This window comes from Bradyrhizobium erythrophlei, from assembly GCF_900129425.1.
In the GTDB taxonomy this organism is placed as follows: domain Bacteria; phylum Pseudomonadota; class Alphaproteobacteria; order Rhizobiales; family Xanthobacteraceae; genus Bradyrhizobium; species Bradyrhizobium erythrophlei_C.
This window is the reverse complement of record NZ_LT670817.1, coordinates 6,519,541-6,532,407: the sequence shown is the minus strand read 5'-3', so window position 1 is coordinate 6,532,407 and position 12,867 is coordinate 6,519,541. Positions and strand designations below refer to the sequence as shown.

General features: G+C 60.7%; 9 protein-coding genes. 7 read left to right on the top strand and 2 right to left on the bottom strand.

The window, feature by feature from the left end:
- Positions 1-175 precede the first annotated feature (175 nt).
- Positions 176-1,078: a LysR family transcriptional regulator gene (locus tag B5527_RS31190; RefSeq protein WP_079604929.1), complete on the bottom strand. Its 903-nt coding sequence runs from the start codon at positions 1,076-1,078 to the stop codon at positions 176-178.
- A 118-nt stretch (positions 1,079-1,196) separates the two neighbouring features.
- On the opposite strand from B5527_RS31190, the gene B5527_RS31185 reads away from it, so the two are divergent.
- The 3 genes from B5527_RS31185 (at position 1,197) to B5527_RS31175 (ending at position 5,003) form a co-directional block, all read left to right on the top strand.
- A complete protein-coding gene (locus B5527_RS31185; protein ID WP_079604928.1) occupies positions 1,197-2,549 on the top strand; it encodes an amidohydrolase family protein in 1,353 nt (450 codons plus the stop codon).
- Between the two features lie 69 nt (positions 2,550-2,618).
- Positions 2,619-3,845 (top strand): arabinose transporter, encoded by a 1,227-nt coding sequence (locus B5527_RS31180; RefSeq protein ID WP_079604927.1) that lies wholly within the window; start codon positions 2,619-2,621, stop codon positions 3,843-3,845.
- 102 nt (positions 3,846-3,947) lie between these two features.
- Positions 3,948-5,003 carry an aldo/keto reductase gene (locus B5527_RS31175; protein ID WP_245332341.1) on the top strand — a complete coding sequence of 352 codons (1,056 nt, stop codon included), beginning with the start codon at positions 3,948-3,950 and terminating at the stop codon, positions 5,001-5,003.
- A gap of 183 nt (positions 5,004-5,186) precedes the next feature.
- On the opposite strand, the gene B5527_RS31170 is transcribed toward B5527_RS31175, so the two are convergent.
- Positions 5,187-5,783 (bottom strand): TetR/AcrR family transcriptional regulator, encoded by a 597-nt coding sequence (locus tag B5527_RS31170; RefSeq protein ID WP_245332340.1) that lies wholly within the window; start codon positions 5,781-5,783, stop codon positions 5,187-5,189.
- 297 nt (positions 5,784-6,080) lie between these two features.
- Between B5527_RS31170 and B5527_RS31165 the strand changes: the two genes are divergently transcribed.
- Genes B5527_RS31165 through B5527_RS31150 form a run of 4 tightly spaced genes read left to right on the top strand, consistent with a single transcriptional unit; the run spans position 6,081 to position 12,411 of the window.
- Positions 6,081-7,616 carry an efflux transporter outer membrane subunit gene (locus B5527_RS31165; protein WP_245332339.1) on the top strand — a complete coding sequence of 512 codons (1,536 nt, stop codon included), beginning with the start codon at positions 6,081-6,083 and terminating at the stop codon, positions 7,614-7,616.
- 29 nt (positions 7,617-7,645) lie between these two features.
- Entirely contained in the window at positions 7,646-8,767 is a 1,122-nt protein-coding gene (locus B5527_RS31160) for an efflux RND transporter periplasmic adaptor subunit (RefSeq protein WP_079607644.1), read from the top strand.
- Positions 8,768-8,776: 9 nt separating this feature from the next.
- Positions 8,777-11,893, top strand: coding sequence for an efflux RND transporter permease subunit (locus B5527_RS31155; RefSeq protein ID WP_079604924.1), 3,117 nt, complete (start codon positions 8,777-8,779; stop codon positions 11,891-11,893).
- Between the two features lie 38 nt (positions 11,894-11,931).
- Complete coding sequence (locus tag B5527_RS31150; protein WP_172842723.1) at positions 11,932-12,411, top strand: GNAT family N-acetyltransferase; 480 nt, start codon at positions 11,932-11,934, stop codon at positions 12,409-12,411.
- Positions 12,412-12,867 lie beyond the last annotated feature (456 nt).

The window sequence follows — 12,867 nt, the reverse complement described above, 5'->3', positions numbered from 1 at the left end:
TTACAATGGGACCCGCACGCATCTATCCGTAGAGAAAGATGCACCGATCTCACGCGCCGTCGATCGCGCCGGGCACATTCTTTGTCGCCCGATCTTAGGCGGACTCCACCACCGATACGCCCGGATCTAATATTCGCTCAAGAACGCGCCCAGATTGGGTGTACGGCCAGCGAAGTCAGATTTCTCTGGCGGCCTCGATGCAGAAATCGATGAAGGCACGAACCTTCGCTGGCGGGTGTGCGCGCGACGGATGGAAGGCGAAGAGCGGGAAGCGCTCGCCATGCCAGTTCGGGAAGAGGTCGACCAGCTTTCCGCGTTCCAGCAGTTGGCCAAAGCCCCAGCCGATGACCTGGGCGATGCCGGTGCCGGCAAGGCACTCCTCCAGCATCGACTTCGGATCGGTGAAGGTGAGCGGACCGCTAACCGGTACTTCGATCGTCTCGTCGCCGCGCATGAAGGCCCAATCGTAGGGCCGGCCGGTATGGGGATCGATGAACAGCAGGCAGCGGTGGTTCGTTATTTCCAGAGGATGCTTTGGCCTGCCATACCGTTTCACATAACGCGGCGATGCGACCGTCAGGATCGGCGCCTCCATCAGTTTGCGTGAGACCAGGCTCGATCGGCCTGACTGACCGAAGCGGATCGCGAGATCGATGCCCTCCGAAACCAGATCGCCGACCTGTAGGCTGGTCACGAACTCGATCGCGAGTTCGGGATGGCGCTCGCAGAATACGCCGAGCCGACCCGCCAGGACCTGGGGCAGAAAGAAAGGATCGATATTGACCCTGAGGCGGCCACGGACGGCCGAGGTCGCGCCGGAAGCGATCGCAGCCGCATCCTCGATCGCATCGAGATGGGATTTCACCTCTCCGTAGAATCGCCGTCCTTCATCCGTCAGTGCAACCGAACGCGTGGTGCGGTCTAACAGTCTGACGCCAAGCCGAGTCTCCAGGCGCTTGATCGCGCGGCTGACCCCGGAGTCGGTCAGTCCGAGCAGACCGGCGGCTTTGACGAAGCTGCCGCCCTCGACCACCGCGGCCAGCACGCTCACACCCGAGAATATCCGCCCGTCAAGCATTTACTATTCCTGACTATGGATCAGGAATTATATGACAAAACTGCACTTAAATCAAGTTACGACCGGTGCCATAAGCCTCGGCGCGAGATCCGTCGCTGCACGATGAAGGACATAGACTATGAACATGCAGAGCGAACAGCGCACGCTTTTCAAGGGCGGCATCGTCGTCACCATGGATAAGCAGACCCCGAATCTTCCTCAGGGAGATGTGCTGGTAGAAGGCGAGCGCATCGCTGCGGTCGGCACGGACATCCAGGCTGACGGGGCCGCGATCGTCGATGCGACCGATTGCATTGTCATGCCAGGCTTAATCGACGCCCATCACCATGCATGGCTCGGCGTGATGCGCCGCCTGATGCCGGATGTCGACGATCTCTTCGCCTATTTCGACCTCGTCGCGGAGACGCTGGGCGTTCATTATCGCCCTATCGACATGTATGTCAGCACGAAACTCACGGCAGTAGCTTCGCTCGACGCCGGCGTCACCACCATCATCGATGCCTGTCACAATTCGCGCAGCCCCGAGCATACCGATGCGGCGCTCGATGCGCTCGATATGACGGGAATCCGGGCGCTGCACATGGTCGGCGCGGCCACGGACAAGATGGCGTCTGCCGCTCATCTTCCGAAGGACATCGAGCGTCTCGCCCTCAATTGGAATCATGATGATGGTCTGGTGAGAGTCGGTTTGTTCGGCCAGCTCAAGCTCGATTGGTGGAAAGTCGCTCGAAGCCTGGATATGCGGATCCTGACCGAGTTCATCGGCGATCTCGCCAAGCTTGGGCCGGAGTTCGCCGAGAAGGGCGTGCTTGGGACGCACAACATCTTCAATCACTGCACGCGCATGCCGGACGAGAACTGGCGGCTGTTCGCCGATGCCGGCGTCAACGTGACCGTCAATCCCCGTTCCGACGCGCTGTTCGGCTTCGACGACGATCGCTTCGCCTATCAGCAGGCCATCGACCATGGCCTGGCGCCGGCGATCGGCATCGACCTTGATACGGCATTCGGCAGTGACATGTTCGGAGAGATGCACGCCCTGTTCGGACAGCAGCGTTCCGCGATGCGCTATCGCAAGTTTCGGGGCGAGAAGGATGTGCCGGCGCCGATCTCGGTGAAGGCTGTGCTCGAAGCCGCGACCGTCAACGGCGCACGCGCGGCCGGCCTCCAAACTGCGATCGGTTCGCTGACGCCGGCCAAGCAGGCCGATATCATCATGGTCCGCACCGACGGCGTCGGCGCCTTCCCGGTCACGAATGCCATCGGCACCATCGTGCAGGCGGCGGCTCGCTCGGACGTTGACACGGTTATGGTGGCCGGCGCAATCCGCAAGCGTGCGGGCAGGTTGGTCGACGTCGATCTTGCGAAGCTGACGGCGAACGCGATCGCGTCGCGTGACCATCTGCTCGAGATGAGCGGTTATCGGCCGGATCTCTTCGGCGCACCGGCTGCGGCGACGGCCGCGGCCTGATCGGAAAACGCCGTCCGGACTCCGGGCGACATACCTGTCTTTTCCCAACTGTAACGGACGGAAACTGTCATGTCGGCTCTCATCTCTGATGGCGCGGATCCTTCGCAAGGAGCGCCAATTCACCTCTCGTATCCGGCGCCTGGCATCATCGCAGCGCTGTTCTGCGGCTATCTCTGCGTGGGCCTACCGCTGCCGGTCATTCCTCTGTTTCTCCACGACGAGCTCGGGTTCAACAGCTTCATCGTCGGGCTTGTCGTCGGCACTCAGTTCCTCGCGACTGTCCTGACGCGCGGCTATGCGGGCCGAGTGACTGACCGACACGGTGGCAAACGCTCTGCAATTCAAGGGGCGGCCGTGTGTGCATTCGGCGGCGTTCTATATCTCGTGGCCTCGTTGCCTGGCTTCTCGCCTGCAGTTAGCCTGGCGATCGTCGTGTTGACGCGTCTGGTTACCGGCCTCGGCGAGAGCCAGTTCGTCACGGGTTGCGTGTCGTGGTCGATTGCATCGGTCGGTCCGCAGCGCGCCGGAATGTCGATGTCCTGGACCGGCATCGCCGTATTCGGCGCGCTCGCCGTCGGCGCACCGATCGGTATGACGCTCTATCAGCGGTACGGTCTGCAAGCTTCCATTGTCGCTTGCATCGTTGCGCCTTTGGTCGCCGCGGCGATCGCGTTCCGGGAACGGTCCTACGTCACGCCGACTGGACAACGGCTCCCGTTCTACCGGGTGATTGCTCAGATATGGCGCGAGGGGCTCGGCCTGATGCTACAAGGCGTTGGTATCGCGGCGCTATCGACCTTTGCTTCGCTCTACTTTTTGAAGGGAGGCTGGGCTCATGGCGGTCTCGTGATGACGGCATTCGGCGCCGGTTTCATCGGGGTGCGTCTCGTGCTTGGCCATCTGCCGGATAAGATCGGCGGCTACCGCGTCGCGTTGTGGTCGCTTGTAACCGAAGCGATTGGTCAGGCCATGGTGTGGGGCGCGTCGAACGAAAGCGTAGCGCTTGCGGGAGCACTGGTCACCGGGTTCGGCTGCGCGCTCATCTTTCCGGCGCTTGGCGTGGAAGCGCTGAAGCGTGTGCTGCCGGCCAATCGTGGAAGCGCCATGGGCGCTTTCGTAGCATTCCTCGACATCGCCTATGGCCTCACCGGCCCTGTCGCCGGTCTCGTGGCCGGCCAGTTCGGTTATGCGGCGGTCTATCTGCTCGGATCGGCTTGCGCGCTTGTTGGGGCCGCACTCGACGTCGACGCGAGCAACTTCAATCCTTTTCGTTCCAAGCGCGCCCCTTGGGGCTGACCGCTGGACGCATGCCTCCCAAGCAGGAGGGAAGGTAACCATCCTGGATGCTTGGCGGCATCCAGGCTCAGAAACCGGTTCTCAAACATGAGCGAGGCCCAAATGTCCAACTTGATCGATCGACGCACCCTGATCCAGGCAACGGGAGCAAGCGTCTTTGCAGGCTCAGTGAAAGTTGCTCAAGCTGCTCCAACCACGAGGCAAAGCGGGGGCGCCACCGACGACCTGATCGTCCGCAAGATCCCCAAAGGCGAGGATGTGCTACCCGCGATCGGGCTCGGCACGTTCATCACATTCGATCTGGTCCCTGGTGCTCGGCGCGACCACTTGCTCGAAGTCACCCGTCGTTTCTGGGCGGCCGGTGGCCGGGTCATCGACACCTCGCCCCTCTATGGAATGGCCGAAGTGAACATCGGCCAGTTCGCCACTGCGCTCGGCATTAACGACAAGATGTTCGTCAGCAACAAGGTCTGGGCTACGGGCGAGTATCTCGCCGACGACAGGCAAGCCGAAGACAGCCTGCGGCTCTCCCGCGAGCGTTTGTGGCGCGACAAGATCGACCTGATGCTGTGCCACAGCCTTGTCAATGTCGACATCATAGTGCCGTTGATGCACGCTTGGAAGAAGGAGGGCCGCATCCGCTTCCTCGGCGTGACCCACTACGAATTGCCGTATTTCGAGGCCCTAGCCCAATGGGTCGAGAAGGGCAATCTTGATGTTGTCCAGGTGCACTATTCGATCGCGACTCGGCAGGCAGAGGAGCGCATCATCCCCGCCGCGGCAGACCGTGGCACGGCAGTTGCGGTCAACATGCCGCTTGAGAAGGCGCGGCTGCACAAGCTCGTCGAGGGTCGTCCGCTGCCTGACTTCGCCAAGGAGTTTGGGGCCGAGACTTGGTCGGCCTTCTTCCTGAAATGGGTGATCTCCAACCCCGCGGTCACGGTGGCGCTTCCCGCGACCACAAATCCCGATCATCTTACGGAAAACGTGGCGGCCATGCGCGGCCGCCTGCCTGACGCCGCGATGCGGAAGCGTATGGTCAGCTACATGGAGACCATTCCTGGCTTCGCGACGTTAGGCAACACGCCCTGGTATCCCGGGAAAAACTATTTGGGCGTTATCGCCCAAGGGCAGGCAGCCATCCGTAGCCGTGGCTGACCGGTCCAAGCGGCCTCGCCCCGTGCCCTGAACGTCTGGAGTAAGTCGATCAGGGTACTCAATTTCGTCAGAACACGTGTCCGATTAAGCGGTGAATGGAATTCGCCCGTATGGATCGTGCGGAATTCGAGAAGCAGGCCACCGAACCTGGTCAGGCTAAGGTTCGCTGGCGATGCTCAGCGCTCATTTATCGGAACGATGCGCCTGAATCGGCCCGCACGCCTTAAGAAACAGCTCCAGTCCGGATTTGATTTCTAGATCGAGTGTCTGTTCGTTGGCGTCGCCTATTCCGAGAACCGTGCGCAGGGGACGCTCACCGCGAATGAGACTCAAGAACTGAGTTGCGGCCATGATCGAATCCCCGAATTCGAGCAGATCTTTTGCCTTGGCCTCATCGAGAAACCGGGCGAGCCGTCGTATCGTTGCGAGAGGTCCGCTTTCATAAAACAACCGGCCGAGATCGGGAAACCGATTGCTTTCGTTGGCGATGGTCCGCACGAAGGCGATGTCCTTTCTCTCGATGAAGACACGGACATACTGTCGGGCAAATTTCTGCAGCGCGGCATAAAGGCCTTCGGATAGATCGGGCAGCGGCAAGTCTCGCTGCAGGCCCTCGCACTCGGCCATGATCAGAAACGCGAACAGCGTCTCCTTGCTCGGGAAGTAGGCGTAAAGCGTTGCTTTCGAAACTCCGGCCGCTTTGGCGATTGCGTCCATGCTGGTCGCAGAAAACCCCTGATCGAGAAAAAGCTCTCGTGCCGCGCGGGTGACAGTTTCCATCTTTCGACCCACAGGCGCCGGCGGTTGCTGAAACAAGTGAGTGTCGCTCGTCTCCATCATTAAATCCTCCCTCGCCAAGCTGTGACTTTCGGCGTGTGGCAAAAACTATGAGGTGAAGCAAAGGCTTGAGGCAAAGGCCGACCGCAACGAATTTAAACTAGACGGTTCAGTACTGCTTGACTCCTTTATCACGTTTCTTCAGTACTGAACAGTTCAGTTTTACGAGACCACGTAATGCCGCTGGGGACAGTTCCAAAAACACGAACCGGAAGTATTTTAATACCGGTGCGGACGCCGATGCTGCAAGCCATCGTCCTGGCAATCAGCCTATCGACTGCCGGATGCGCGGTGGGCCCGAATTTCGTACTGCCAGCGGCGCCTGACGTTGGCGGCTATACCGCTGGCCGCCTGGGTATGACGGACGCAGCGGCGGTCTCGGGCGGATCATCGCAGCGCTTCGCGAGCGGCCAAGATGTGTCGGGCGTCTGGTGGCGTACATTGCGCTCGAAGCAAATCGATGCGTTCGTCAAGGAAGCGATCGCCAACCATCCGAATCTCGCGGCGGCCCAGGCTGCGCTGCGTCAGGCGCGCGAGGTCGCCGCCGCTGACACCAGCGCTCTGTTTCCGTCGGTGAGTGGAAACTCGAGCGTAACGCGCGAACTGCTATCGCCTGCACAGTTCGGATCGTCCGGACCGGCCTCGCAATTCACGCTCTACAACACCTCAGTGCCGGTCTCGTTCACGCCGGATTTGTTCGGCGGCAAGAGCCGCGGCATCGAAGCCGATCTCGCCAGCGCCGACTATCAGCGCTTCCAGCTGGAGGCGACCTATCTAACCTTGACGTCGAATGTCGTCACAGCCGCCATCAACGACGCCTCCTACGCGGCGCAGATTCGCGTGACGCAGGAACAGATCGACGGGCAGCGGCAATTGGTCTTGCTGCTGGAACAGCGGTTTGGGCTCGGCGCCGTCAGCGACGCCGACGTACAATTGCAGAAGGCGCAGCTGGCACAAACGCTGGCAACGTTGCCGCCACTTCGGAAAGCCCGTGCGCAGGGCCGCGATCAACTGATGGCCTATCTCGGACGGCTGCCGAGCCAGGACAAGGGCGTGTCCGTCCGATTGGACGCGTTGCAATTGCCGCGCGATTTGCCGGTCACGGTGCCGTCATTGTTGGTCCGGCAGCGGCCGGACATCCGCGCCGCGGAAAGCCAAGTGCATCAGGCGAGCGCCAATGTCGGTGTCGCCACCGCCAACATGCTGCCGAACCTGACATTGTCTGCGTCCGCCGGCAGCCAGGCGCTCGCGCTTTCGGCGCTGTACGGCCCGCAGGCCGCGGCCTGGAGTGTGGCGGCGAGCGTCGCCGGACCGATCTTCGATGCCGGGTCGCTATTCCACACCAAGGAATCGAAAGTCGCGGCGCTGGAGCAGGCCAGTGCCCAGTACCGCTACACCGTAATCACCGCGTTCCAGAATGTCGCGGATTCGTTGCGCGCGATTCAGTTCGATGCCGCGCTGCTGAAGGCCCAGGTCGAGGCGGAGAACGCCGCCGCCGAAAGCCTCAAGCTCACGCAGGCGCAATTCAAGGCCGGCTCGGGAACGCTTCTGAACGTCATCAATGCCGAGCAAACCCTGCTCACCGCGCAAATCAACCGGGTGAAGGCGCAAGCTTCGCGCTATGCGGACACCGTTGCGCTTTATCAGTCGCTCGGCGGCGGCTGGTGGAATCGGATGGATGAAACGCCCGCGTCCGAAGCCAAGCCGGCGGGGATCGCCGGGATTTTCGTGCCGGCCGGAGCGCTGCCGGCGGCGCCGCACGCGCCCATCAACTGATGCAGCCTTCGGAGGGCGGGGAGAACACCATGTTGAAGCGAATGATGATCATGCTCGGGATGGTTGGCGTGGTGTTCGGCGGCCTTGCTTGGTTCGTCAATTTCCGCGCCGGCCTGATCAGGAATGCGCTGGCAGCGCTCGCCGATCCGCCGCAGACGGTGTCGACCACGACGGCGACAACCTCGGAATGGCAGCCGAAATTGACAGCGGTCGGCAGCTTTCGCGCGGTAAATGGTGCCGATCTCGCGCTGCAGCTCGCCGGCATCGTCGACAAGATCCATTTCGAGTCCGGCAAGGATGTCGAAGCCGGCGAAGTACTGCTCGATCTGCACAAGGAAGACGACGTCGCCAAGCTGCAATCGCTGCAAGCCACCGCGGACGGTTTTGGCGTCACGCTGAAGCGCGATCAAGGCCAGTTGAAGATCAATGCGGTGAGCCAGGCGACGGTGGATTCCGATCTCGTCAATCAGCGCAATGCGCTCGCCTTGGTCGCCCAGCAGCAGGCGCTGGTCGAGCAGAAGACGCTCAAGGCGCCGTTCAGCGGACGCCTCGGCGTTCGCCAGGTTGATGTCGGGCAGTATCTCAGTGCCGGCACCACGATCGTAACGTTGCAGGCCCTCGACCGGCTTTATGTCGACTTCACGCTGCCGCAGCAGGCGGTCGATCAGGTCAAGGTCGGGCAGGAGGTCAACGCCCGGGTCGATTCCTACCCAAACCAGACGTTCAAGGGGCAGGTGCAGGCGATCAACTCGAAGGTCGATCAGACCAGCCGCAATCTGGAGGTGCGCGCGATCTTCGACAATGCGGCGCGCAAACTGCTTCCCGGCATGTATGTCCTGATCGATCTCGCGGTCGGCAAGGCCAGTCGATACGTCACGCTTCCCCAGACTGCCATTGTCTACAACCCCTACGGCAACTCGGTTTACCTCGCCGTCAAAGGCGATGCGGGCAAGGATGGGCTGGTGGCGCGGCAGTCCGTCGTCCAGACCGGCCTGACGCGTGGCGATCAGGTCGCGGTCATCTCAGGCGTCGAGCAAGGCGCGACAGTGATCACGACGGGCCAGATGAAGCTCCGCAACGGCACCACCCTGAAGGTCGACAACACGATTCCGGTCGCGAACGATGCAAATCCCAAGCCGGTCGACCAGTGAGCGGAGCCCATGTCCTTTACTGATATCTTCATACGACGCCCGGTGCTCGCCATCGTCGTCAGCTTGATGATCCTGGTGCTGGGTCTGAAATCGCTGACCTCGCTGCCGATCCTGCAATATCCGCGCACGCAGAATGCCGTCGTCACCGTAACCACGACTTATTATGGCGCCGATTCCGCGATCGTCGCTGGCTTCATCACGACACCGCTGGAAAACGCCATCGCCCAGGCCAACGGCATCGATTACCTGACCTCGACCAGCCAGTCTGGTACCAGCACCATCACCGCCAACCTGCGGCTGAACTACGATTCCGGCAAGGCGCTGACCGAGATCAGCACCAAGGTCAACTCGGTGCTCAACCAGTTGCCAAACGGCGTGCAGCAGCCAGTGCTGACGGTCAAGGTCGGTCAGACCATCGACGCCATGTATATCGGCTTCAACAGCAACGTGCTCGCGCCCAACCAGATCACCGACTACCTGATCCGAGTCGTGCAGCCGAAACTGCAGTCGGTGCCGGGCGTACAGACCGCCGAACTGATCGGCAACAAGACCTTTGCGCTGCGTGCCTGGTTGGATCCGATCAAGCTCGCGGCCTACGGGCTGACCGCGACCGATGTGTCGACGGCGCTGTCCAGCAACGACTACATTGCCGGCCTCGGCAATACCAAAGGGCAGATGGTCCAGGTGACGCTCACGGCGGCGACCAACCTGCAGTCGCTACAGGAGTTCCGCGACCTGGTCGTCAAGCAGGTCAACGGCGCCAACATCAAGCTCTCCGACATTGCCAACGTCACGCTCGGCTCGGAAGATTACGAATCGTCGGTCAGCTTCAACGGCAAGCGCGCGGTGTATATTGGCATCCAGGTTGCGCCGGCCGCCAACCTTCTTGACGTGGTCAAGGGTGTGCGCGCCGTCTATCCGGATATCAAGGCGCAGCAGCCGAACGGGCTGAATTCCGAGATCATCTACGATTCCACCGAATTCGTGAACAGTTCGATCAGCGAGGTGATCCGCACGCTCGCCGAAGCGCTGGCGATCGTCACCATCGTGGTGTTCCTGTTTCTCGGCTCCTGGCGCTCGGTGCTGATACCGGTGATCGCCATCCCGCTCTCGCTCGTCGGCACCTTCACCATGCTACTAGCGCTCGGCTTCTCGATCAATCTCCTGACGTTGCTGGCACTGGTGCTGGCGATCGGGCTCGTGGTCGATGACGCCATCATCGTGGTCGAGAACGTCAATCGCCACATCGCAGAGGGCGTAAAACCAGTGCAGGCAGCGATCATCGCTGCGCGCGAGCTTGTCGGTCCGATCATCGCCATGACCATTGTGCTGATCGCCGTTTATGTCCCGATCGGTTTTCAGAGCGGCTTGACCGGTGCGCTGTTCACCGAGTTTGCCTTTACGCTCGCCGGCGCTGTGACGGTCTCGGCCGTGATCGCACTGACGCTGACGCCGATGTGCTGTGCCTTCATTCTCAAGCCGCCGAACAAGGGCGCGCCGACATTGGACAACCGCATCGTCGCTTTCATCGACGCACGGATGGAAAGGCTGCGGCACGGCTACCAGCGGCTGCTGTCCAGTAGTTTGAAGACCATTCCGGTGACCGTCATTTTCGCGGCGCTGGTGCTGACCAGCATCTATTGGCTGTATTCAAATTCCAAGAACGAGCTGGCGCCCCAGGAAGACCAGGGTGTCATCCTCACGCAATCAACCTTGGCGCCGAATGCGACGCTACAGCAGAAATTGCTTTATTCGGCGGAAGTCTACCGACGGTTTGCCGCGCACCCGGAAACCGCGGGGGTATTCCAACTCGACATTGTCGGTAGTTCGATCGCGGGCTGGGTGCTCAAACCCTGGGACAAGCGTGAGAAGAACGCCGCGGAGCTGCAACCGGTCATTCAAAGTGAGATGGCCGGCATTGCCGGCGCCCGGATCGTGGCGTTCCAGCAGCCGCCACTGCCCGGATCATCCGGTCTGCCGATCCAGTTCGTGATCCAGACCACGGATCCGTTCGACCGGCTCGACAGTGTCGCCAAGACGTTCACCGCCGAAGCATTGAAGAGCGGCAAGTTCATTTTTCTCGACAACGACCTGAAGATCGATCAGCCCCAAACCTCGGTAGTGATCGACCGCGCGAAGACCGCGCAGCTTGGGCTCAAGCTGAGTGACGTCGGCGGCGCGCTCGGCACGCTGCTCGGCGGCGGTTATGTCAACTATTTCGGGCTTGCCGGCCGCTCCTACAAGGTCATTCCTCAGGTCGAGCAGCGTTACCGCCTCAACGCCGATCAGGTGCTCGACTACTACATCAAGACCTCGGACGGCACGGCGATCCCGCTGTCGACCGTGGCCTCGCTGAAGACGACGACCGTGCCGGAATCGCTGAACCATTTCCAGCAGGTCAACGCCGCGACGATTTCCGGCGTCGCAGCGCCTGGCGTGATCACCGGCGAAGCGCTGGCGACGCTGAAGGAAATCGCCGATAAAACACTACCGAAGGGCTATACGGTCGACTATGGCGGCCTGTCACGCCAGTTCATTCAGGAATCGAGCGGTTTCGCCGCGACATTCGGTTTCGCGCTGATTATCATTTTCCTGGCGCTGTCGGCCCAATTCGAAAGCTTCCGCGATCCGCTGATCATCCTGGTTTCGGTTCCGATGTCGATCGCCGGCGCGCTGGTGTTCATCATGCTCGGTGTCAAGGGTGCCAGCCTTAACATCTACACCGAGGTCGGGCTGGTTACCCTGATGGGGCTGATCAGCAAGCACGGCATCCTGATCGTCGAGTTTGCCAACGAGTTGCAGCATGCCGGCCGACCGAAGCGCGAAGCTGTGATCGAGGCGACCTCGATCCGGCTGCGGCCTATCCTGATGACGACGGCGGCCATGGTGCTCGGCGTGGTGCCGCTGATCACGGCCTCGGGCGCCGGCGCCGCATCGCGTTTCAACATGGGACTAGTAATCGCATCGGGGCTGGCGATCGGGACTATATTCACACTGTTCGTGGTGCCGGCATTTTATATTTTGCTGGCGGCGGACCATTCGCAAGTGATCGACCGCGACGATACGCTGTATCAACTGTCGGCAGGTGAAGCGAATGACCCGATGCCGAATTCTAAGCGATCCTAAATTCAAGTAGGATGGCGGCTGAGAAATGGCAGGTTGTGATGGACGTCTATACCGTTCGACAGGCCAAGTCCGAGGAACAGCGTGAGCTAACGCGCCTCTCTGTGCGTGCGACGATGCACGCGGGATACGACGAAGCGTTCATCGACCGTTCGATGCCCTCGCTAACGATAACGCTACCAATGATTAGTGCGAATTGGGTTCAAGTGGCACAAGACGGTTCAAGCGAAGTCGTCGGCGTCGTTTGGGTGATGCCGACCGCGCTTCAAGGAATTGCGCTGCTTCACGGCCTTTATGTTGACCCAGCACGTTGGAAACGCGGGATCGGTCGAGTTCTTTTCGGGGTGGCTGTAACTCGCGCAAAAGAGATAAACGCCGGGGCCATCATGATCTATGCCGAACCATCAGCGGAAGGGTTTTATAAACGGATGGGAGCCATCAGGATCGGCGAAGGACCATTTTTCTACTCGCCGGAAACCGTACTGCCTCACCTCCTGTACGTCATTCCTCGCGAGGTTTGATGCAACGCCGGTCGGGCTCTCGTCTGCTCATTGCACTTTTCGTACTCAGCGCGATGTCCGACTTGAGTCAGTAACGCGCTTCAAAGCGGAATTCGGCGAGAGCAAAACCGGCCTATTCCGACCGGCCTATTCCGCTTGATCACTCACCTCATTCACCGAAAGTTCTGGTTTCTCGGTCTGTTCCTATGGGTCTCTTGGTACTGGCCCCTTTCCGTCGCATCCCTAAGCGACTGGTCCCTTTTGGTTTTGGGGGTGGCCCCTTTTTGAATTCGCGGATGTCCTAATCCGACCGTGGACGCGTCATGAAGGCGCCGCCGGACGTTCTACATAAGTCTACGTAACCTGGAATTTAGGGGGTACCCCAAGGGTTATACGTTCGCAGGATTTATACCCTGGGAGCCAAGGTCATGGACAGTGCACAACGCTGCCGAGATCAGGCGAAAGAATGTATTCGCC